Genomic DNA, 20,913 nt, shown 5'->3' on the forward strand with positions numbered 1-20,913 from the left:
ATTCCTCTGTTGCGCCGCCAACTTATCGTCGGAGACGGAAAAGGGAAGGTCTAGCTTTCCATGGGATAGGAGACGAAGGCGAAGCGCCGGCCATCCGGGGACCAACTGTTGACGTTGATCGTGCCCTGGCCGCCGTGCAGGCTCGCTACTGTTTCCGCCGCCGCCCAATCGCCATTCCGCACCAGTCGCAGCTCGACCGGCAGGTTTTCGGGATGTCCCCGCGTGCGCTCGGGATAGGAGAGATAGCAAGCGAGATCGCCTGTTGGCGCGAGATGCGGAAACCAGTTGACGCCGGCGTTGAAAGTCAGCTGTTCGAGGCTGCCTCCGTCGCGTCTCATCCGCGCGATCTGGGCATGTCCCGGCGTCGCGCTGAAATGCTCGGTGTTGAAATAGATCCACTCGCCGTCGGGAGAATATTCGCAGCCATCCGCGGGTTTCGCCCCATAGGTGAGCTGGCGCAATGCGTCGCCATCGGTTCGCATCACATGGATATTGGCCGCCCCCAAGGGCCATGGGGCCCGGGCTCGACACCGACGAAAGCGAGCTCGGCGCCGTCGGGGCTGACGCCATGCAGGAAATGCCGGAGCGGGCGATCGGGAGCGTGGCGGCTGACGGGCCAAAAGCGCCGCGTCGCGAGCGACACGCCGTAAATGCGCCAATCGTAACAGGAGACATAGATCGTATCGCCATCCGGCGCGGGTACATGGTCGTTGTTGACGAAGGGTAGGCCAGGGATGTCGAGCTGCTGAAGATCGCCTGACGCGAGGTCGAGCGTCCAGAGAAGGCCGTCGCCGTTCAGAAGAAGCCGGTCCGGCCAAGGCCAGTTCGGCGCTTCCAGCAGAAGATCGCGGGTGCGGAACGCTTCCCTCGTCTGTCCGGTGTCGGCGTCGAAGATATGGACGGTGCAGCTTTGCATCGGCAGCAGCCGTCGATGATCTCTCTGGACATCTTCCTGAGCCACGCCGATTCTCCTTCGCACGCGCATCCATGAAAAAGGCCGCTCGCGGCGGCCTTCACTACGTGGTTATTGCGCCGCGACGCCGGTCGCGGCCCGTGTTCTCGCCACACCGTCTCGGGCCGGCTGGTATTTGAGATCCAGCGACAAAGCATGCGCATAAGACTTGTAGGCGCGTCGCGCGTCGCCCTTGCGTTCGTAGATCAGCGCCTGGTTGGCCCAGGATTCGGCTAGCGATCCATCCAGTTCGATGGCGTGATTGAAGTCGGCGAAGGCGTTGTCGTCGTCGTTCATCGCCACATAGGAAATGCCGCGGCCGTTATAGGGCTCTGCGGAATTCGGCGAGAGCGAGATGGCGGTCGAGAAGTCTTCGATCGCCTTGGCGTGATTGCCGCGCTTCTGGTAGATCAGGCCGCGATTGTGATAGGCGCGCGGATCGGTCGTGTCGAGGCCGATCGCCTGATTGTAATCGTTCATCGCCGGGTCGAGCTGACCGGCCTGGCGATAGACATTGCCGCGGCCGATAAAGGCGACGTCGTAACGCGGATTGAGCTTCAGCGCCGTGTTGTAGTCGGCGAGCGCCGCTTCGGGCTGGCCCATGTTGCGGTAGATCAGCCCACGATTGGCGTAGGCCTGATAGAAGCGCGGGTTGAGCGCGATCGCCTGGTTGAAGTCAGCCAAAGCGCGCTTGAATTCGCCGGCGCGGCCATAGGCCGATCCACGCGTGTTATAGCCTTCCGGATCCTGCGGGTTGGATTCGATCACCGAAGTCAGCGACGCGATGTTTTCCTCGCCGCCCTGGGCCTTGTTGATGCGGATCGTGTCCGTCGTATCGGTCGTGTTGCAGGCGGCGAGCGCGAGCGTGAGCCCCGTCATGGCCAGGCCGATACGGACCTTTCGACCCAGGCCATGGGCCTGTGCGAGGAGGGAAGTGGCGAGGCTATTGTGTCGGAGCATGATCGGTTCTTCGCGCAAGCTGCCGGAGCAGGGGACAATCAAAAAGGCGGCGGCGACTCACATCGCCCCCGCCAGACAACATCGAATTTCGTCAAGACGACGGCGGTTCAGCGCGCGGCAGCGGCGCGACCCGTCACGAGGCCTTCGCGCTGGGCGCGCTTGCGCGCCAGCTTGCGAACGCGACGAACAGCCTCGGCCTTTTCGCGAGCGCGCTTCTCAGAAGGCTTTTCGTAGTAGTCGCGCATCTTCATTTCACGAAAAATGCCTTCGCGCTGCATCTTCTTCTTCAGAGCGCGGAGAGCCTGATCAACATTGTTGTCGCGAACCAGTACCTGCACGTGAATCCCGTTCCTTGTCTCGAGTTGAGCCCGGCCTTGAGGCGCAGGGCGAACAAAATAAATTCGCTAAGCCGGACGGCCAAGCGATTGACGCAAGCAACTACCAGATCAAATGCGGCAAGTCCAGTGGTTCCCGTCATATTTTGAACCGCAGCCAGCGGTTATGCTGGCTGTCGCGGCTTTGGCGGAGACCCGCCCGACTGCGTCGCAAAATGGACGTTGTCAGAACATCTTTTTGCGATTTCCTCAAGCTCATCAAGGCTGCTGACGCCGGTATCTGGAGCAAATTCGCGATGCGCAAATATTCTGTTTTCGCCGTCGCCCGCGAGGCCCTTCGCGGGCATACGGGCTGGGAAAAGCAATGGACGTCGCCCGAGCCGAAAAAAGAATATGATGTCATCATCATCGGCGGCGGCGGTCATGGCCTGGGCGCGGCCTTCTATCTCGCCAAGGAGCACGGCATCACCAATGTCGCGGTGATCGAAAAGGGCTGGCTCGGCGGCGGTAATACCGGCCGCAACACCACCATCATCCGCTCCAACTATCTCTACGAAGAGAGCATGGACATCTATGAGCATTCGCTCAAGATGTGGGAGAACCTGTCCCAGGAGCTGAACTACAACGTCATGTATTCGCCGCGCGGCGTGATGATGCTGTCGCATACGGTGCATGACAAGCAGACCTTCATGCGTCACGTCCACGCCAACCGTCTCTACGGCATCGACAATGAATGGCTGACGCCCGAGCAGGCGAAGGATTATTGCCCGCCGCTCGATATCGCCGCTTCCGCCCGCTACCCGATCAATGGCGCAGCGTTGCAGCGTCGCGGCGGCACCGCCCGTCATGACGCGGTCGCCTGGGGTTACGCCCGCGCCGCCACCGATCGCGGCGTGCATGTGATCCAAAACACCGAGGTCACCGGCATTCGCCGCGGACCGGACGGCGCGGTGATCGGCGTCGAGACGAACCGTGGCTTCATCGGAGCCAAGAAGATCGGCGTGTCGGCTTCGGGCCACAATACGGCGATCATGTCCATGGCGGATGTCCGCGTGCCGCTGCATTCCAATCCGCTGCAGGCGCTGGTGTCGGAACCGATGAAGCCGATCTTCCCCTGCGTGGTGATGTCCAACACCGTGCACGCCTATATCTCCCAATCCGACAAGGGCGAATTGGTGATCGGCGCCGGCACCGACCAGTATGTGTCCTATTCGCAGACCGGCGGTCTGCAGATCATCACGCATACGCTCGACGCCATCTGCGAAATCTTCCCGATCTTCCGGCGCGTGAAGATGATGCGCCAGTGGGGCGGCATCACCGACAACACACCCGACCGTTCGGCGATCCAGTCCAAGACGCCGGTCAAGGGCCTCTATGTGAATTGCGGCTGGGGAACCGGCGGCTTCAAGGCCACGCCGGGCTCGGCCCATCTCTTCGCCCATCTCATCGCGCGCGACGAACCGCACAAGCTCGCCGCCGGCCTGACGCTCGACCGCTTCCGCTCCGGACGCCTGGTCGACGAAGCCGCCGCCGCCGCCGTTGCGCATTGACAGGTTAGGTCAAGACCATGTTTCTCATCCACTGCCCCTATTGCAACGAAGACCGTTCGGAACTCGAGTTCCGCGGCGTGGGCGACGCCCATATCGATCGTCCGCAGAACATCACCGAAATTTCGGACGAGGAATTCGCCGACTATTTCTTCATGCGCGACAATCCGAAAGGCCTGATCTACGAGCGCTGGCGCCATATCCATGGCTGCGGCCGCTTTTTCCGCGCCGTTCGCCACACCGTCAGCGATCGATTCGTCATGACCTACCGGCAGGAAGAGCCGCGTCCCGACGACGCGACCATCCAGGCCAAACTCGCCGGCATTGGAGGCCAGAAATGAGCGGAGCAAACCGTATCGCAGGCAAGGGCCGCCTGACCCCCGCCAGAACCGCCCGCTTCACCTATGACGGCCGCATCCTGACCGGTCTCGAAGGCGACACGGTCGCTTCGGCGCTGCTCGCCAACGGCATTCATCTCGCCGGCCGGTCGTTCAAATATCACCGTCCGCGCGGCATCCTGACCGCCGGTCCGGAAGAGCCGAACGCGCTGATGGACGTGTCGCGCGACCCGAGCCGCAAGACGCCGAATGTGCGCGCCACGATGCAGGACCTCTATGACGGCCTGACCGTGTCGTCGCAGAACCGTTGGCCATCGCTCGCCTTCGACATCGGCGGCATCAACAACCTGTTTGCGCCGTTCTTTGCAGCCGGCTTCTACTACAAGACCTTCATGTGGCCGAAGGCCGCCTGGCACAAGGTCTATGAGCCGCAGATCCGCAAGGCCGCCGGCCTCGGCGTATCGCCGACGCAGGACGATCCCGACCACTACGCCAACCGCTTCGCCCATTGCGACGTGCTTGTGGCGGGCGGCGGAGCGGCCGGCATCGCCGCGGCGCTGGCCGCAGCCGAAAACGGCGCCAGCGTCATCATCGCCGACGAGCGCGCCGAATTCGGCGGCGCCCTGCATTTCGATACAGGCGTCAGCATCGACGGCCAGGACGGTTACGCCTGGGCGCAGAAGATGATCGGCAGGCTCAAGGCGATGCCGAATGTGACGGTTCTGTCGCGCACCACCGTGTTCGGCTATTACGAGCACAATTTCATCGGTCTCGCCGAGCGCGTCACCGACCATATGGCAAAGCCCGCGCCGCATCTGCCGCGCGAGCGCCTGTGGCAGGTCCGCGCCAAGCGCGTGGTCATCGCCACGGGCGCTATCGAACGCCATATGGTGTTCGACGGCAACGACCGCCCGGGCGTGATGCTGGCGTCCGCGGCGCGGATGTATCTCAACCATTACGGCGTCGCCATCGGCGCCAAGGTCGGCGTCTACACCGCCCATGACTCTGCCTATGAAGCCGCCTTCGACCTCAAGGCCGCCGGCGTCGAGATCCCTGTGATCGTCGACAGCCGCGACAAGCCGGGCGAAGCCGTGCTCGCAAAGGCCCGTTCGATGGGCATCAACGTGCTGACGGGCCATGCGGTGCTGACCACCAAGGGTAAGCTGCGCGTCTCCTCCATGGTCGTGGCGCGCCGCGGTCAGAAGAGCGGCGAGAAGTTCGCCGTCGACGCGCTGATCATGTGCTCGGGCTGGACGCCGTCGGTGCATCTGTTCTCGCAGTCGCGCGGCAAGCTGGCCTTCGACGCCGACAACCAGCGCTTCCTGCCGGGAACCTATCTCGAGGACTGCATGTCTGTCGGCGCCTGCAACGGCACGAATTCGATACAGGCCACTATCGACGAGGCGTTGGGCGTCGGCGAACTGCTCGCCCGGGCGGCCGGAGCCGAGGGCAAGTCGACCGTCTCCATCGCCGCGACCCAGGCCTTCGACTGGACCGGCGGCATGGCGGGCAGCGCAGAAGGCGCCGGCCCCGACGACACCTCGGCCAAGGCTTTCGTCGACTTCCAGCACGATGTCTGCGCCAAGGATATTCGTCTCGCCGTGCGCGAAGGCATGCATTCGATCGAGCATGTCAAGCGCTTCACCACCAACGGCATGGCGACCGACCAGGGCAAGACCTCCAATATCCATGGTCTGGCGATCGCGGCGGAAGCGCTCGGCAAGGCGATGCCGGAAGTGGGTCTTACCACCTTCCGCGCGCCCTATACGCCCGTGACCTTCGGCACGCTGATCAACCATTCGCGCGGGCCGCATTTCGACCCGGCCCGCAAGACGCCCATCCATGCCTGGCACGAAGCCCAGGGCGCGGATTTCGAAAATGTCGGCAACTGGAAGCGCGCCTGGTATTATGCGCGTCCGGGCGAAGACATGCATCAGGCCGTCAACCGCGAATGCAAGACGGTGCGCACCGTGGCCGGCGTGTTCGACGCCTCGACGCTCGGCAAGATCGAAGTGGTCGGCCCGGACGCCGCCGCCTTCATGAACCTGATGTACACCAACTCCTGGGACACGCTGAAGCCCGGCCGCTGCCGCTATGGCATCATGCTGCGCGAAGACGGCTTCGTCTATGACGACGGCGTCGTCGGCCGTCTGGCCGAGGATCGTTTCCACGTGACCACCACCACGGGCGGCGCGCCGCGCGTGATGCATCACATGGAAGACTATCTGCAGACGGAATTCCCGCATCTCAAGGTGTGGCTGACCTCGACCACCGAACAGTGGGCCGTCATCGCCGTGCAGGGTCCGAAGGCGCGCGAGATCATCGCGCCGCTCGTCGAAGGCATCGACCTCTCCAACGAGGCCTTCCCGCATATGAGCGTCGCCGAAGGCAAGATCGCCGGCGTGTCGACGCGTCTCTTCCGCATGACATTCGCGGGCGAACTCGGTTTCGAAATCAACGTGCCGGCCGATTACGGTCAGGCCGTCTGGGAAGCGATCTGGGAACGGGCCGAGCCGATGGGCGCCTGCGCCTATGGCACGGAAACCATGCACGTGCTGCGCGCCGAGAAGGGCTATATCATCGTCGGTCAGGACACGGACGGCACGCTGACGCCCGATGACGCCGGCCTCGCCTGGGCCGTCGGCAAGAAGAAGACCGACTTCGTCGGTATTCGCGGTCTGAAGCGCTCGGATCTCGTGCGCAGCGGCCGCAAGCAACTGGTCGGTCTCAAGACCAAGGACCCGCGCGAGGTGCTTGAGGAAGGCGCGCAGATCGTCGCCGATCCCAACCAGCCCAAGCCGATGACCATGCTCGGCCATGTGACGTCGTCCTACTGGTCGGAAAATTGCGGACGCTCGATCGCCATGGCCGTGGTGGTCGACGGTCGCGCCAAGATGGGCCAGACGCTCTATGTGCCGATGACCGACCGCGTGGTCGCCGTCGAAGTCTGCGACGCCGTGTTCTATGACAAGGAAGGAGGCCGCATCAATGGCTGACGCTCTCTCTGCTCTCCGCAAGTCGCCGCTCAAGGCGGGCCATGGCGGCTCTGCGGTCGCCTCCGTGACGCTAGCGCCTTCAGCCGCGCGCGCCTCGCTGCGCGCCGGCGCGGACGCCGTCTCTGCTTTGTCTTCGGCGCTCGGTTTGGAACTGCCGACCAAGCCCAAAGGCACGGCTTCGGCCGACGGCAAGCATGCGCTCTGGCTCGGTCCCGACGAATGGCTGCTGATCGGGCCCGACGGCGTCGATTTCGTGGCGCTCGCCGGCCAATCCGGCGCGCTGCATTCGGCGGTGGATGTGTCGCACCGCAACGTCGCCTTCGTCATCTCCGGGTCCGGCGCCCGCGCCACTTTGGCCTCGGCCTGCCCCTTGGATCTCGGCGACGCGATCTTCCCGGTCGGCGCCGCCTCGCGCACGGTGTTCGGCAAGGCCGAAGTGGTGATCTACCGCACCGGCGAGGAAAGCTTCCGCCTGGAATGCTGGCGCTCCTTCGGCGAATATTGCTTCGGCATGCTCAACGAAGGCGCGGAAGACGCGGCGATCTGAGGGATCGCTTTGAATCGTCGCCGCCCTGCGCTATTGTCACACGACATAGAACCCGCAGGGCGACGCTCGATGATTTCACTGACGCTGACAGGCGAATTGGAAGAGCGGCTGAAAGCCGCCGCTGACGAGGCCGACGCGTCGGCTCCTGAGATCGTGGCGCGCGCCGTCGAGCATTATCTCGAACTCCGTGAAGCCCGCCTGAATTCCGCCCGCGCTGCAGCGGCGGAGGCCGACAAAGGCTATTTCGTTTCTCAAGCCAAGATGCATGCATGGATGGACAGCTGGGGAACGGCGGATGAACTGCCTCCGCCGGACGCGGATATCACCCCGGCAAGCCGCATGCATGAGGCTGGTCTATCTTCCATCGACGGCTCATGATCTGATTTGGCTTCGAACCTATTACACGAAAGTGTTTCCGGAGGGCGCCAAGAAAGCCCGAGAGGAAATCAGACGCGCTGAACGTCTCTTGCAGGATCATCCATTTGCCGGGGAGCGCTTCGGTAGCGATTTCAGGGAGTTGCTGATACCGCGAACCCCTTTCGCCATGATTTACAGAGTCGCCAATGACCGAATAGAGATCCTGGAGATTCAGGACGTCCGTCGCGGGCGACGAAACGTCACCAACCCGCCCACCTGACCCATCGGCCGTGGAAATCTCCGCGGCCAATTTCTTTTTCGCGCCACCGGGCCAGATCTGCAGTGTAAGGGCGGCGCCGTCATGGGCATTGCCATCGGCTTCGAGCGCGAGGCGGGCCAGCGGCGCGGCGGCGGTGGCGCGCTCGCCGGCGGCGGCGATCAGCGCCTCTCCCTCCGCCTGCAACGCAGCGGGTAGATATTGCCAGGCGATGGTGTGGAAGATCACATGAACGGCGCCGGGGCGGGCGGCGGCCAGGCGGGTTCGGAGCCAATCGACGGCGTCGGCCTTTTCAACGGACAGCTTGTGCGCGGCGGCGATGTCGAGGGCGGCGCGGGTTCGTAAAAGACGGTCTTGCTGGTCTGCCCAGATATAGGACAACATCCGCAGCCGGTGCGCAGGCTTGGCGGCATCGACGGGGGCGAGATCGCAACCGGCGCGCTCCAGCACCGAGATGAGCGCTTCGGGCGGCGTTTCGCCATGCCAGTCCGGCGCGATCTCGACGGTGGAGGCCGGATCGCCCCAGACACGGTCGCCGAGCCGGTAACGATAGCGGTCCCATTGCAGATTGAGCCCGGCGCTCGTCCCTACTTCCGAGAGGATGAGCGGCTTGCCGAGGAGCGCGGCGATGGTCAGGAAACCCGGAAGCAACGCGCCGGAGCGGCGGACTTCATTGGTCTGCGGGGCGGATCGAAGACGCGCGAGAATGAAGTCGGCATGATCCGCGAGGGCCTTTTCGGCGGCGTTCCAGAGCCGATCGTCAGCAGCGTCGTGGGGCGGGTAGACGGATGCGAGGTCCGGCGCATGGCTCTCCAGCACCAGGGCGTGCAGGCAACCGGCCAGTCGCAGCGGTACGGAATCGGCCTGGGGCGAGGGATCGCCTGACCAGTTCAACACCCGATCGGCTACTGCGCCGCCGGGCGTCAGCCGCGCGGAAATAAGTCTGCAGAGACGGGCGGTGAATGGCGATCCCAGCGCGTCGCAGGCGGCGGACTGGCGTTCGAAGGCGTGGCGTACGGCGTTGATGCTCATGCAAGATGTCCCTGTGTTCACCGACCGAGGATAGAGCCGATTGACGACAGCTTCTATGCCGGTGTCCCGCAACTTTGGCGCCGAAACGCTCAGGCGGGCGGGCCGAGATAGAGGCTCACTGAACGCGGGGCCACAGTCATGCCGTCTCCAAGCAGGCATTTCCAAAGCCGCGCGCCGCCGGGCAGGCGGATGGGTTTCGGCTCATCGGCGCGATTGGACGCCACGGCGAGCGTGGCAGGGCGGGTGGTGATGCGGTCGTTGGTCTGCAGCGCCATGATCAGCTGATCGGCGTGATGCGCCTCCCAATCGGCCACCTGCATCGGTTCGCCCTTGACGGTCAGCCAGGCGACGTCGAGGTCGGTCAGGAATTCCAGGCCCTCGAAGATGGTGAAGCGGCGGCGGAGCGCCGAGAGCATTGACGCATGCTCCAGGATCTCCCGGTCGATCATGGACCAGTCGATCCATGAAAGCGCGTTGTCCTGGGCATAGGCGTTGTTGTTGCCCTGCTGGCTGCGGCCAAATTCGTCGCCGGCCGTCAGCATGATCGCGCCTCGGGATAGGAACAGGGTCGAGAGAAGCGCCATGACATCGGCGCGGCGGCGGGCATTGACGCCGGCGTCATCGGTGGCGCCTTCGACGCCGTTGCTCCAGGAATAATTCTCGTTGTGGCCGTCGCGATTGTCCTCGCCATTGGCCTCGTTGTGCTTGCGGTCGTGGGAGACGAGGTCCCAGAGCGTGAAGCCGTCATGGGCGGCGATGAAATTGACCGTGCGGGTGCGGCGTCCTTCATGCCGGCTGAAGATGTTGGACGAGCCTGATAGCGCGGTGGCGAGCGGGCCGATGCGATGATTGTCGCCGCGCCAGAACAGGCGGATGTCGTCGCGGGCGCGATCGTTCCATTCGAGAAAGGACGGCGGGAAATTGCCGAGCTGATAGCCGCCGGGACCGATGTCCCAGGGCTCGGCGATGAGGATGCGATCCTTCAGGATCGGGTCGGCGCGCATTTCCGAAAGCAGCAGAGCGTCCGAGGTAAAGCCCTGAGGGCCGCGTCCGAGGATCGGCGCGAGATCGAAGCGGAAGCCGTCGATGCCGGCGTGCCGTACGAAATGGCGGAGGCTGTCGAGAACCAGATTGCGCACCGGCGCGTGGTGGCAGGCCAGCGTGTTGCCGCAGCCGGTGTCGTTGATCAATTCGCCCGGCTTGCCCGGCGGGTGGCTGTAGTAGGTCAGGCTGTCGAGCCCGCGCATCGAGAGCGTGCCGCCCTCAGTGTCGCTTTCGCCGGTGTGGTTGAAGACGAGATCGAGGATTACGCCGAGGCCATGGCTGTGCAGCGTGGCGACGGTTTCGGCGAGCTCCCGCACGCCGCCGGGGCAAAGGCGCGGGTCGAGCGCCATCAGCGCGATCGGGTTGTAGCCCCAACTGTTTCTCAAGCCGAGCGGCGGCAGGTGACGCTCGTCGAGCCAGGCTGTGATGGGCATCAGCTCGAGGGCACAGACGCCCAGCGTCTCGAAATGCGCGAGAATGGCGGGATGGGTGAGCGCCTTGATCGTGCCGCGCTCGTCCTCGGGAATATCGGGATGCAGCATGGTGAAGGCGCGGACATTGATTTCATAGACCAGCCCGCCCGGCTTCCAATGCGGCGGCTGGGCATGGATGGGCGACAGGTGCTGGAGAATAGCCCGCGGCGCAATGTCGGCGGTGTCGACGCCATAGGCGGCGAGACGGCGATCCTGCGCAAAGGGCCGGTCGAGCTCCAGCGCATAGGGATCGACGAGAAGCTTGGACGGATCGTACCAGAGGCCATGGCTCGGCGCATAGTCGCCGTGGGCGCGGAAGCCGTAGCGCTGGCCGGCGCGAACGCCCTCGACATCGGCTCGCCAGACATGGTCGTGTCCGCATGTCATCTCGGTCAGGCTCTCGCGTCCCTCCGCATCGAATAGACAAAGCTCGACCTTGCCGGCATGCCGCGAGAACACGCCGAAATGCGCGCCGGCGGCGGTGAGCGTGGCTCCGAGCGGATGGTGGGTCATGGGGTGGTTCCTGCGGGTCTGATCGATTTCGGCACATCCTACTCCGAAACACTTACGAAGCGTCAATCACCCATGCGATGCTTGACGAAGTACCAACCGGTTGGTATGTATGGCGTGAAAGACGGGGAGGAATGCTGTGGCTGACCTGCGGCAACAGACGCGGATGAAACTGCTGGACGCCGCGCAGGCGTCGATCCGAGCCAAAGGTTACGCGGCGACATCGGTGGATGACATCTGCGCCGGCGCCGGCGTCACCAAGGGCGGCTTCTTCCACTACTTCAAGAGCAAGCAGGACGCGGTGCTGGCCGCCGTCGATCACTGGAACGAGTTCACGGGCGAAATTTTCGCCACGGCTCCCTATGCCCATCTCGCGGATCCCCGCGACAGGGTGCTGGGCTATGTCGATTTCCGCATGGAAATCCTCGATCGTCCGGTTCCGGAATTCACCTGCCTTCTCGGCGCGCTGGTGCAGGAGCTCTATCAGACGCATGAGGACATTCGCGCGGCGTGCGACGCCGGGATGAGCGCCCATATTGCAAGCATCGAGGCCGATATCGCCGAGGCGCGGTCCAAATATGCGCCGGACGCCGACTGGTCCGCCGAGAGCCTCGGCTACTTCATCCAGTCCGTGCTTCAGGGGTCGTTCATTTATTCGAAGGCCAAACACGAAGCGGAGACGGCGCGCGCCAATCTTCGCCATCTCCGCCGCTATATCGAAAGCCTTCTGCCGACATCATTGTAAGAGGAGACCGTCATGCCCTACACCATCCGTCTGCACCGCATTATCAAGGCGCCGCCGGAACGCGTCTATCGCGCGTTTCTCGATCCCGCAGCCAACGCCAAATGGTTGCCGCCACAAGGCTTCACCTGCACGGTCGACCATATCGACGCCCGCGTCGGGGGCACATACCGGATGACCTTCACCAACTTTTCGACCGGCCAGGCCCATTCCTTCGGCGGCGTCTATGTCGATCTCGTTCCCAACGAACTCATCCGCAACACCGACACGTTCGACGATCCCAATCTGCAGGGCGAAATGGTCACGACGGTGCGGTTGACGCCGGTGTCCTGCGGAACCGAGCTGCATGCCGAGCAGTCTGGGTTGCCCGACATGATCCCGCCGGAAAGCTGCTATCTCGGCTGGCAGGAATCGCTCGCCCAGCTGGCGCAACTGGTTGAGCCTGAGATTCCGGGCTGACCAATCTGCGACATGACATCCGGCCTCTTGATCTTCATCAAGGCTCGGCGGGCCATGTGCTATAACAGATGAGGCGTGATCGCGGAGATATGTCTTGTTTGAATATGTGCTTGGCCTGATTGCCCTGCTCCTGACGCCGGGGCCGACGAACACCTTGCTGGCGCTGGGCGCGGCGGAGCGCGGCGTGAAGGCCGGGATGCGCTATGCGCCCTCGGCGCTCGCCGCCTATCTCATCGTCGTCATCCCGCTTGCGACCGTGGCCGGAGAGGCGCTGACCGCATTTCCGACAGTCGCCCTCGTCATCAAGGCGCTCGCTGCGGCCTGGGTGTTCTGGCTTGCGGTCAAGCTTTGGCGTCCCGACACGGGTGCGGCGCGCGTGGTGACGGCGCAGGAGATTTTCGTGACCACGCTTCTCAATCCCAAGGGTTTGGTCATCGGTCTCGTGTTGACGCCGCATGGGTCTCTCGCAGAGGTGCTGCCTTATCTCGGCTGTCTCGCGGCGACGGCGCTGGCTGCCTCCATGGCCTGGATCCTGTTCGGCGCTCTGGCGATCGGACAATCGGGTCTGGTCGCGCCGCGGACAATGCGGCGGGCAGGGGCCGTGATACTCGCCGGCTTTTCGTTGTTTCTCACCTCGAGCCTGATCAACTGACGGCTTGAGCGCGCTTGCGCACCACCGTCACCGTGCAGGGCGCATGCGCCGCCACTTCACCGGAGACGCTGCCGATCAGCGAGCGCATGGCCGAGGCGGCCCGCGCGCCCATCACGATGTGGTCGACATTGTTGGCGCGGGCGAAGTCCAGGATGGCGTCAGCCGGATTGACCGCCTCGATGACGTGATAGGTGATCGCGCCGTCGCGCGCCTGCAGGGAAGCGGCCCAGCCCTTGAGCTCCACCAACCGGCTGACATGCTTGTTGTTGCCCTCTTCATCCAGCGTCGTGTCGAGGCTGATGCGGTTGATGCGGAGAATGTTGAGGCAGGCGACCCGCGCGCCGGGCGATTTCTCGACGATGCGGGAGACGTTCAGCCTGAGCGCGTCGAGCAGATCCTGGTCGGCGCGGGCCAGATCGATGGAGACGAGCACGATCGGCGCGTCGGCATATTGGCCCGCCACCACCTGCGGCTCGACGCGGTCCCAGGGTTCGGGATTGAAGCGGCGCCGGAGCACGGCGGCGAGGCCGTCGCGCCTGAGCTTTTCCGATCGGGCCGTCAGTTTGATCTGGCCGAGATCCCTGAGGTCGTTGGCGAGCTGCGCCGCCGTCTGGTAGCGCCAGGCGGGATTGACCTCCAGGCATTTCAGGATGACCTCCTGCAGCGCCGGGGGAATGTCCGCCTTGAGTGCGCGGGGTGGATAGGGATCGCGCCAGAGCCGCTTCTTGAGCCCCTTCAGTCGCTGTGGATCGCCGAACGGACGCCGTCCGGTGGCGAAGAAGTAGAGCAGCGCGCCGAGCGCGAACAGATCGCTGCGAAAATCGGTGCGTTTGCCGAGGATCTGTTCCGGCGCCATATAGGGTGCGGTGCCATAGGGAAGGCGGAATTCCTCCGCCATCAGATCCGGCAGTTGCGTATGGCAGGCGAGGCCGTAATCGATCAGCACCGCGTCGCCCGTGTCGCGAAACAGGATGTTGGACGGCTTGATGTCGAGATGGACGACGTTCTGGCGATGGAGATCATCTAGCGCCAGCGCGATCCGTCGACCGAGATCGGCCACCTCGAGGGGAGGGCGCGGCAGTTTCTCGAGCATGGGATAGAGCGAGACGCCGGGAACCTGCTCCATGACGATATAGGGCTGGCGGGCGAAATCGCCATTGGCAATGAAAGCAGGCGCATGTGGTCCGGAGATGCGGGGCAGGATCATCTGCTCCATCTCGAAGCTGACGATTGCGGCCGGGTCGTCGCCCTCGCTCATCTTCGGCGTCTTCATCAAGAGAGGGACGCGCTGGTCGGGATGGGTCACGCTCCAGAGCCGCGCCATGCCGCCATTATGCTTCAATTCGCCGATCACGAAGCCGTCGATGACGTCGCCGGGGGCGAGTTTGGGTTTCGCCATGTCAACGTCCCGTCACCAGGCGGCCCGCCAGGCTTTCCGGCAGGCAGGCGGCGTGGATCTTGCCCACCGTTTTGTCAATGTCGTAGCTGACGCGGAGATAGCGCAGCGCGCGCGCCCCGGTGTCATAAAGCCCGATCGCCGCCTTGGAATTGTCGTCGCGCGGCTGTCCCACCGCGCCCATCACGGCCAGCCAGCGGCGCGAGGCGGAGAGCGGGATCGCCTGGTCCGAACAGGGCGTGAACTGGGTGACCTTGCCGGTGGACGACAGTGAATAGAGGGCCGGTCGGTGGGTATGGCCGCAAAAGCTGACGGTCGCCGTGCAGGCGCCGAGATGGCGGGCGGCTTCGTCGGCGGAGAGCACATAGCGCCAGCGCCCCGGCTCGCTCGCTTCGGCGTGAATATAGAGCCTGTCGTCGTCGACGAGGCTCATCGGCAACGAACCGAGATAGCGGCGGGCGTCTTCCGAGAGTTGGTTGCGCGTCCAGTCCATGGCGCGCCGGGCGGCGTCGGTCATGGTCTGGGAGGCGTCCTTGCAAGCCTGGTCGTGATTGCCGCGGATGACGAGGGCTCCCTCGGCCTGCAGCGCGCGGGTCCTGTCCACGCACCATTCGGGATCCGGCCCATAGCCGACGATATCGCCGAGGATCACCAGACGCTCTGCGCCGAACCTGTCGGCAACCGCCAGACAGGCTTCAAAGGCTTCACGATTGGCGTGTATGTCCGACAACAGCGCGATCAGCACGATGACGTCCTCCCCGCCAAGCTTTTAGCAGAGGCGAAGATGGCTCGCCATTAGCCGAGAGGCTAACGCGGTCAGGCGGCGGTTGTCCGCCGAGCGCCGGGCTTTTCGTCGTCGTCCGCAAATTGAACGCGGTTCCGTCCGTTGGCCTTGGCCTGATAGAGCGCCCTGTCGGCCACCTTCATCAGATCCTCGATGTGAAACGTGACGGGCGAGGCCATGGCGACGCCGAAGCTCGCGCTGACGCTCAGATCGACCCCGAGATCGTCGAATGCGATCTCGGCCACGGAAAGACGCAGCCGCTCGGCCACCGCCATCGCCACCTGTGGCGTCGCGCCTTCCAGAAGCACGGCGAATTCTTCGCCGCCCATGCGCGCGATCACGTCATGGTTCCGCAGCGTGCGGCGGCAGGCCTGTGTAACACGGGTCAAGACCTGATCGCCGACGAGGTGGCCATGCCGATCGTTGACATGCTTGAAGTGATCGAGATCGAAGGAGATGAGCGCGACGAACGGCCTTGCGCTGGGGGTGGGGGACAGAAGTTCCCGGGCGAAACTGTAAAGGCGCCCTTGGAGGCCGCGCCGGTCAGCCAGTCCAGGCTCGACCGCAGGCGAAGCTCCATCTGGTCCATGGCGACGGCCGCGAGGCCGGCGAGAATATTGCTCTTTTCCTCGGAGAAGTCGCGCGGCGCGAGATCCATCACGCTCAGCGCGCCCAACGCGAAACCATCCGGCGTGATCAGCGGGGCGCCGGCGTAAAACCGTACATGGGGTTCACCGGTTACATAGGGATTGGCGGCGGTGCGCGGATCCAGGCTCAAATCCGGAAACACAAGCGGCGTCTTGCCTTCGATCGTCATGCGGCAGAAGGAGTCCGCACGGTTGATCTGACACAGCGTCGAGCCGCTTTCGGCCTTGAACCATTGCCGATCCCGGTCGATCAGCGAGATATGCGATATCGGCATGCCGAAAATGTTGCGCGCCAGCTCCACGATGCGGTTGAAATGCGCCTCGTGCTCGGTGTCCAAGATGCAATAGCCGGCAAGCGCCTCGAGCCGACGTTCTTCGGCGCTTGCTCCATCGCTGTCGTCCTGCATGCGCTTCCCCCAAATCACCATGCAGGCATCTTATCACGAGTTCGTTTAGTCTAAGCTAATTGAGGGGCATGGTTCGGCGCCCCTCAAAACTCGTGCCGGGTCGAGATCAGGTGATCACGCTCGGAGCGTCGCGACCCGTTCTTTTCCTGATGCCGGCGATTTCGTCCGCGACGGTGATCAGATCGGCCAGGGCTTCCTGCGTATCGATGTCGTGGCGGCTGGCGTCGGGCTCGTAGCGCTCGATATAGACCCGCAGCGTCGCGCCGGAGGTGCCGGTGCCGGAGAGCCGGAAGACCACGCGGCTGCCGCCTTCGAACAGGATGCGGATGCCCTGGTTCTTGGAGACGGAATTGTCGACCGGATCGTGATAGGCGAAATCGTCGGCCGCCTGGACCTTGAGATCGCCGAAGCTCTTGCCCGGCAGGCTGGCGAGCTGGGCTCGCAGATTGTCGACCAGACCGTTGGCGGCGTCGGTCGCCACTTCCTCATAGTCGTGGCGCGAATAGTAATTGCGGCCGAAGGCGGCCCAATGCTTGGTGACGATGTCCTTGACGCTCTCGTTGCGCACGGCGAGAATGTTGAGCCACAGCAACACGGCCCAGAGGCCATCCTTTTCGCGGACATGGTTCGAGCCGGTGCCAGCCGATTCCTCGCCGCAGATCGTCGCCATGCCCTCGTCGAGCAGATTGCCGAAGAATTTCCAGCCGGTCGGCGTCTCATAAATGCCGATGCCGAGTTTTTCGGCCACACGATCGGCGGCGCCGGAGGTCGGCATGGAGCGGGCGATGCCGGCCAGGCCCTTGGCGTAGCCGGGGGCCAGATGGGCGTGGCGGCGAGCATGGCGACGCTGTCCGACGGCGTCACGAACATGTCCTTGCCGATGATCAGGTTGCGGTCGCCGTCGCCGTCCGAGGCGGCGCCGAAATCGGGCGCGCCCGCGCCGCTCATCATCTCGTCATAGAGTTCCTTGGCGTGGACGAGGTTCGGATCGGGATGATGGCCGCCGAAATCGGGAAGCGGGATGAAGTTGCGGACGGAGCCTTCCGGCGCGCCGAGCCTGCCTTCGATGATCTCCTTGGCGTAGGGGCCGGTGACGGCGCTCATCGCGTCGAAGACGACGCGGAAGCCCGAGGCGATCTTGGCGCGGATGGCCGGGAAATCGAACAGGCTCTCCATCAGTTCGGCATAATCCTTGACGGGATCGATGACCTCGATCTCCATGCCGTCCAGCGTCACCGTTCCGACAGTGTCGAGATCGACGTCGGCGGCGTCGGATATCTTGTAGCTGGAGATTTTCTTGGACAGATCATAGATGGCGTCGGTGATCTTCTCGGGCGCCGGGCCGCCATTGGAGGCATTGTATTTGATGCCGAAATCTTCGGTCGGCCCGCCGGGATTGTGGGAGGCCGACAGGATGATGCCGCCGAAGGCCGCGTATTTGCGGATGATGTTGGAGGCGGCCGGCGTCGAGAGAATGCCGCCCTGGCCGACCATGACCTTTCCGAAGCCGTTGGCGGCGGCCATCTTCATGGCGATCTGGATGACCTCGCGGTTGAAATAGCGGCCGTCGCCGCCGATCACCAGCGTCTTGCCCTCGAAGCCTTCGAGGGAGTCGAAGATCGACTGGATGAAGTTCTCGGCATAGTTGGGCTGCTGGAAATGCGGCACCTTCTTGCGCAGGCCCGATGTGCCGGGCTTCTGGTCGGAATAGGGCGTGGTGGAAACGGTCTTGATCATCGCGGTCATACCTTGGCTCGAAGCGTTTCGTAGAGATGGGCGTATTGGCGGGCGCTGGCGGTCCAGGAGACGTCGGAGCGCATGGCGGCCCGCTGCATGCCCGTCCAGAGGGCGTGGTCGGAAAAGAGTTTGAAGGCTCGGGTGAGCGCGCCGCCGAGGCCTGCGTCGCTGACGGGCGAAAACTGGATGCCGGTGGCGACGCCGGCCGACAGCGCCGCGCCATTGGCGTCGATCACCGTATCCGCCAGTCCGCCGGTTCGGGCGACGATGGGAATGCAGCCATAGCGCAGGCCATAGAGCTGGGTCAGGCCGCAGGGCTCGAAGCGCGAGGGAATCAGGATCGCGTCGGCGCCGGCCTGCATCAGGTGAGACAACGGCTCATCATAACCGAGCACCAGGCCGACCTTGTCGGAATGGCGTTCGGCCGCATCGCGCAATTGCGCTTCGAGCGCGCTGTCGCCGGCGCCGAGAACGGCGAGAGAGCCGCCTTCGGCGACGATCCGGTCGACGGCGGAGGCGATGAGATCGATGCCCTTCTGATGGGTCAGGCGCGAGATCACGCAGAACAGCGGGCCTTCGCTGGGCGACAGGCCGAAGCGCTTTCTGAGTTTCAGGCGGTTCTCGGTGCGCCGTTCCAGGGTCGCGGCGCTGTAGTTCACAGCCACCGCGCCGTCGCTGGCGGGGTCCCAGACCTGCGGATCGATGCCGTTGACGATGCCGCTCAGGTCGGCTTCGCGCGCCTGCATCAGGCCTTCGAGGCCCATGCCGTATTGCGGCGTCTTGATCTCCTCGGCATAGGTGGGGCTGACCGTGTTGATCGCCCAGGCGGTCCTGAGACCCGCCTTGAGAAAGGCGACGTCGCCGTAATATTCGACATCGCCCGACTGATAGGCTTCCAGCGGCAATTCGAGCCCGCCGAAGATCCCGCCCCAGAAGCGGCCGGGAAAGGCGATGTTGTGGATGGTCATCAGCGAGGGCACGCGGGCGCTGGCCGGGCTGTATTTAAGGTAGACGGGCGCAAGACCGGCCTGCCAGTCATGGCCGTGCAGAAGTTCGGGCGCCCAGGATGGGTCCAGCCCGTTGCACAGCCGGTTGGCCGCCATAGACAGAGCGGCGAAGCGCCGCCAGTTGTCCTCGTGATCGCGGCCGCCCGCATCCGTATAGGGCCCGCCCGGCCGATCGAAATATTGTGGCTGGTCGAGCACGTAGAGATCGAGCCCGGCATGGCGGACGAACAGGATGCGCGCCGGCGCGCCGATCAGGCTCGGCAGTTCGGCGACGACCGCGGCGTCGCCGATCTTGCCGAGCACTGAGGGATAACCGGGCAGCAGCGTCCGCATCTCCACGCCGAGAGGGGCCAGCGCGAGCGGCAGCGCGCCCGCGACATCGGCCAGGCCGCCGGTCTTGATGAGCGGAAAGACTTCCGAAGTGACCGAAAGGACTTTCATCTGCGCCTCAGCCAAGACGATCGATCATCGCCTGGGTGATCAGGCAGATGCCGCTCTCGGTGCGGCGGAAGCGGCGGGCGTCGATCTCGGGATCTTCCCCGACCACCAGGCCGTCCGGAATGATCACGCCCCGGTCGACGACGCAGTTCTTGAGCCGGGCATTGCGATGCACGGTGACCTCGGGCAGCACCACGGCGTGGTCGAGCTGCGAATAGGAGTTCACCCGGCAGCCGGTGAACAGCAGCGTGCGGTTGATGGACGCGCCGGAGACGATGCAGTTTCCGGAGATCAGAGACGATACGGCTGCGCCGCGGCGGCCATCCTCGTCATGGACGAATTTCGCCGGCGGCGTGATTTCCGAATAGGTCCAGATCGGCCAGTTGCCGTCATAGAGATCGAGTTCGGGCACGATGTCGGTCAGGTCGATATTGGCCTGCCAATAGGCGTCGACCGTTCCGACGTCGCGCCAGTAGGCATGCGTCTCGGTCTCGGCGCGGACGCAGGATTCGGCGAAACGATGGGCGACCGCCTTGCCGTGCTTGACGATATAGGGGATCAGGTCCTTGCCGAAATCGCGGCTGGAATTGGGATCGGCGGCGTCGCGGCGCAGCAGATCCATCAGGAACTTGGTGTGGAAGACATAGATGCCCATCGAGGCCAGCGCGAATTCCTCGTTGTCGGGAATGCCGGGCGGATCGGCGGGCTTTTCGATGAAGTCGATGATCACGTCTTCGGGATCGACATGCATGACGCCGAAACCGGTGGCTTCCATGCGCGGCACTTCCAGGCAGCCGATGGTGACGTCGGCGCCCGAATTGACGTGCTGGCGCAGCATCAGCTCATAGTCCATCTTGTAGATGTGGTCGCCGGCGAGGATGACCATGTATTCCGGATTATAGGGCTCGATGATGTCGATGTTCTGATAGACGGCGTCGGCGGTGCCTTCATACCACTGTGTCTCCGACACGCGCTGCGAAGCCGGCAGAATGTCGAAGCTTTCGTTACGCTCGGGGCGGAAGAAGTCCCAGCCGCGCTGCAGGTGGCGGATCAGCGAATGCGCCTTGTATTGTGTGGCGACGCCGATGCGGCGGATGCCCGAATTCAGCGCGTTCGACAAAGCGAAGTCGATGATGCGGGTCTTGCCGCCGAAATAGACGGCGGGCTTGGCGCGCCGGTCCGTCAATTCCTTGAGACGGCTGCCGCGGCCGCCGGCGAGAACATAGGCCATGGCGTCGCGCGCCAGGGGTTGAATGCGTTTTTCCGCCATATGAAG

At 64.1% G+C, this 20,913-nt stretch carries 20 protein-coding genes and 2 pseudogenes; 9 read left to right on the plus strand and 13 right to left on the minus strand.

What is annotated here, in order from left to right; translation table 11 throughout:
- Nucleotides 1-50 precede the first annotated feature (50 nt).
- From H2O14_RS26820 to rpsU, 4 genes are all read right to left on the minus strand, one after another.
- Complete coding sequence (locus H2O14_RS26820) at nucleotides 51-485, minus strand: PD40 domain-containing protein (protein WP_210275469.1); 435 nt, start codon at nucleotides 483-485, stop codon at nucleotides 51-53.
- Nucleotides 482-961: a hypothetical protein gene (locus H2O14_RS26825; protein ID WP_210275470.1), complete on the minus strand. Its 480-nt coding sequence runs from the start codon at nucleotides 959-961 to the stop codon at nucleotides 482-484. Before H2O14_RS26825 ends, H2O14_RS26820 begins: the two co-directional genes overlap by 4 nt.
- Before the next feature lie 63 nt (nucleotides 962-1,024).
- A complete protein-coding gene (locus H2O14_RS17290; protein WP_246697636.1) occupies nucleotides 1,025-1,831 on the minus strand; it encodes a tetratricopeptide repeat protein in 807 nt (268 codons plus the stop codon).
- Between the two features lie 188 nt (nucleotides 1,832-2,019).
- Nucleotides 2,020-2,250 carry a 30S ribosomal protein S21 gene (rpsU, locus tag H2O14_RS17295; protein ID WP_182828621.1) on the minus strand — a complete coding sequence of 77 codons (231 nt, stop codon included), beginning with the start codon at nucleotides 2,248-2,250 and terminating at the stop codon, nucleotides 2,020-2,022.
- 293 nt (nucleotides 2,251-2,543) lie between these two features.
- On the opposite strand from rpsU, the gene H2O14_RS17300 reads away from it, so the two are divergent.
- The 6 genes from H2O14_RS17300 to H2O14_RS29475 all read left to right on the plus strand — a co-directional run bounded on the left by H2O14_RS17300 (nucleotide 2,544) and on the right by H2O14_RS29475 (nucleotide 8,312).
- A complete protein-coding gene (locus H2O14_RS17300; protein WP_182828622.1) occupies nucleotides 2,544-3,797 on the plus strand; it encodes a sarcosine oxidase subunit beta family protein in 1,254 nt (417 codons plus the stop codon).
- 17 nt (nucleotides 3,798-3,814) lie between these two features.
- Nucleotides 3,815-4,135: a sarcosine oxidase subunit delta gene (locus tag H2O14_RS17305; protein ID WP_182828623.1), complete on the plus strand. Its 321-nt coding sequence runs from the start codon at nucleotides 3,815-3,817 to the stop codon at nucleotides 4,133-4,135.
- Nucleotides 4,132-7,128: a sarcosine oxidase subunit alpha gene (locus H2O14_RS17310; protein WP_182828624.1), complete on the plus strand. Its 2,997-nt coding sequence runs from the start codon at nucleotides 4,132-4,134 to the stop codon at nucleotides 7,126-7,128. The genes H2O14_RS17305 and H2O14_RS17310 overlap by 4 nt, the downstream gene beginning before the upstream one ends.
- The gene (locus tag H2O14_RS17315) at nucleotides 7,121-7,675 is read left to right on the plus strand and encodes a sarcosine oxidase subunit gamma (RefSeq protein WP_182828625.1); all 555 of its coding nucleotides are present in this window, start codon (nucleotides 7,121-7,123) and stop codon (nucleotides 7,673-7,675) included. The genes H2O14_RS17310 and H2O14_RS17315 overlap by 8 nt, the downstream gene beginning before the upstream one ends.
- Nucleotides 7,676-7,744: 69 nt before the next feature.
- Nucleotides 7,745-8,053 (plus strand): hypothetical protein, encoded by a 309-nt coding sequence (locus H2O14_RS17320; protein WP_182828626.1) that lies wholly within the window; start codon nucleotides 7,745-7,747, stop codon nucleotides 8,051-8,053.
- A complete protein-coding gene (locus tag H2O14_RS29475) occupies nucleotides 8,019-8,312 on the plus strand; it encodes a type II toxin-antitoxin system RelE/ParE family toxin (protein ID WP_182828627.1) in 294 nt (97 codons plus the stop codon). Before H2O14_RS17320 ends, H2O14_RS29475 begins: the two co-directional genes overlap by 35 nt.
- Here the strand turns inward: H2O14_RS29475 and H2O14_RS17330 are convergent.
- Both H2O14_RS17330 and glgX read right to left on the minus strand, forming a co-directional pair.
- Nucleotides 8,293-9,341: pseudogene (locus H2O14_RS17330) on the minus strand (DUF2332 domain-containing protein). The gene H2O14_RS29475 and the pseudogene H2O14_RS17330 overlap by 20 nt on opposite strands.
- Before the next feature lie 89 nt (nucleotides 9,342-9,430).
- A complete protein-coding gene (gene glgX, locus H2O14_RS17335) occupies nucleotides 9,431-11,371 on the minus strand; it encodes a glycogen debranching protein GlgX (RefSeq protein ID WP_182828628.1) in 1,941 nt (646 codons plus the stop codon).
- A 136-nt stretch (nucleotides 11,372-11,507) separates the two neighbouring features.
- On the opposite strand from glgX, the gene H2O14_RS17340 reads away from it, so the two are divergent.
- From H2O14_RS17340 to H2O14_RS17350, 3 genes are all read left to right on the plus strand, one after another.
- Nucleotides 11,508-12,113, plus strand: coding sequence for a TetR/AcrR family transcriptional regulator (locus H2O14_RS17340; protein ID WP_312858617.1), 606 nt, complete (start codon nucleotides 11,508-11,510; stop codon nucleotides 12,111-12,113).
- A 12-nt stretch (nucleotides 12,114-12,125) separates the two neighbouring features.
- Nucleotides 12,126-12,569, plus strand: a complete 444-nt coding sequence (locus H2O14_RS17345; RefSeq protein ID WP_182828629.1) for an SRPBCC family protein — start codon at nucleotides 12,126-12,128, stop codon at nucleotides 12,567-12,569.
- Nucleotides 12,570-12,663: 94 nt separating this feature from the next.
- A complete protein-coding gene (locus H2O14_RS17350; protein ID WP_182828630.1) occupies nucleotides 12,664-13,221 on the plus strand; it encodes a hypothetical protein in 558 nt (185 codons plus the stop codon).
- Here H2O14_RS17350 and H2O14_RS17355 read toward each other — a convergent pair.
- The 7 genes and pseudogenes from H2O14_RS17355 to glgC all read right to left on the minus strand — a co-directional run bounded on the left by H2O14_RS17355 (nucleotide 13,214) and on the right by glgC (nucleotide 20,907).
- Complete coding sequence (locus tag H2O14_RS17355; protein WP_182828631.1) at nucleotides 13,214-14,620, minus strand: bifunctional serine/threonine-protein kinase/universal stress protein; 1,407 nt, start codon at nucleotides 14,618-14,620, stop codon at nucleotides 13,214-13,216. The genes H2O14_RS17350 and H2O14_RS17355 overlap by 8 nt on opposite strands.
- Before the next feature lies 1 nt (nucleotide 14,621).
- Nucleotides 14,622-15,362: a metallophosphoesterase family protein gene (locus tag H2O14_RS17360; RefSeq protein WP_182828632.1), complete on the minus strand. Its 741-nt coding sequence runs from the start codon at nucleotides 15,360-15,362 to the stop codon at nucleotides 14,622-14,624.
- A gap of 71 nt (nucleotides 15,363-15,433) precedes the next feature.
- Entirely contained in the window at nucleotides 15,434-15,898 is a 465-nt protein-coding gene (locus H2O14_RS17365; RefSeq protein WP_246697638.1) for a GGDEF domain-containing protein, read from the minus strand.
- Nucleotides 15,787-16,455: a GAF domain-containing protein gene (locus tag H2O14_RS17370; RefSeq protein ID WP_182828634.1), complete on the minus strand. Its 669-nt coding sequence runs from the start codon at nucleotides 16,453-16,455 to the stop codon at nucleotides 15,787-15,789. Before H2O14_RS17370 ends, H2O14_RS17365 begins: the two co-directional genes overlap by 112 nt.
- 106 nt (nucleotides 16,456-16,561) lie before the next feature.
- A pseudogene (locus H2O14_RS17375) lies at nucleotides 16,562-18,192 on the minus strand (alpha-D-glucose phosphate-specific phosphoglucomutase).
- A 5-nt stretch (nucleotides 18,193-18,197) separates the two neighbouring features.
- Complete coding sequence (gene glgA, locus H2O14_RS17380; protein ID WP_182828635.1) at nucleotides 18,198-19,640, minus strand: glycogen synthase GlgA; 1,443 nt, start codon at nucleotides 19,638-19,640, stop codon at nucleotides 18,198-18,200.
- Between the two features lie 7 nt (nucleotides 19,641-19,647).
- A complete protein-coding gene (glgC, locus tag H2O14_RS17385) occupies nucleotides 19,648-20,907 on the minus strand; it encodes a glucose-1-phosphate adenylyltransferase (protein WP_182828636.1) in 1,260 nt (419 codons plus the stop codon).
- Nucleotides 20,908-20,913: the final 6 nt, after the last annotated feature.

The organism is Rhizobium sp. G21, from assembly GCF_014158035.1.
Lineage (GTDB): Bacteria > Pseudomonadota > Alphaproteobacteria > Rhizobiales > Rhizobiaceae > Rhizobium_E.

Bases quoted from the DNA above. Each gene is read 5' to 3' on its own strand.
- H2O14_RS17290 (WP_246697636.1), bottom strand. From the start codon at position 1,831: ATGACGGGGCTCACGCTCGCGCTCGCCGCCTGCAACACGACCGATACG.
- H2O14_RS17300 (WP_182828622.1), top strand. From the start codon at position 2,544: ATGCGCAAATATTCTGTTTTCGCCGTCGCCCGCGAGGCCCTTCGCGGG.
- H2O14_RS17305 (WP_182828623.1), top strand. From the start codon at position 3,815: ATGTTTCTCATCCACTGCCCCTATTGCAACGAAGACCGTTCGGAACTC.
- H2O14_RS17310 (WP_182828624.1), top strand. From the start codon at position 4,132: ATGAGCGGAGCAAACCGTATCGCAGGCAAGGGCCGCCTGACCCCCGCC.
- H2O14_RS17315 (WP_182828625.1), top strand. From the start codon at position 7,121: ATGGCTGACGCTCTCTCTGCTCTCCGCAAGTCGCCGCTCAAGGCGGGC.
- H2O14_RS17320 (WP_182828626.1), top strand. From the start codon at position 7,745: ATGATTTCACTGACGCTGACAGGCGAATTGGAAGAGCGGCTGAAAGCC.
- H2O14_RS29475 (WP_182828627.1), top strand. From the start codon at position 8,019: ATGAGGCTGGTCTATCTTCCATCGACGGCTCATGATCTGATTTGGCTT.
- glgX (WP_182828628.1), bottom strand. From the start codon at position 11,371: ATGACCCACCATCCGCTCGGAGCCACGCTCACCGCCGCCGGCGCGCAT.
- H2O14_RS17345 (WP_182828629.1), top strand. From the start codon at position 12,126: ATGCCCTACACCATCCGTCTGCACCGCATTATCAAGGCGCCGCCGGAA.
- H2O14_RS17355 (WP_182828631.1), bottom strand. From the start codon at position 14,620: ATGGCGAAACCCAAACTCGCCCCCGGCGACGTCATCGACGGCTTCGTG.
- H2O14_RS17370 (WP_182828634.1), bottom strand. From the start codon at position 16,455: ATGCAGGACGACAGCGATGGAGCAAGCGCCGAAGAACGTCGGCTCGAG.
- glgA (WP_182828635.1), bottom strand. From the start codon at position 19,640: ATGAAAGTCCTTTCGGTCACTTCGGAAGTCTTTCCGCTCATCAAGACC.
- glgC (WP_182828636.1), bottom strand. From the start codon at position 20,907: ATGGCGGAAAAACGCATTCAACCCCTGGCGCGCGACGCCATGGCCTAT.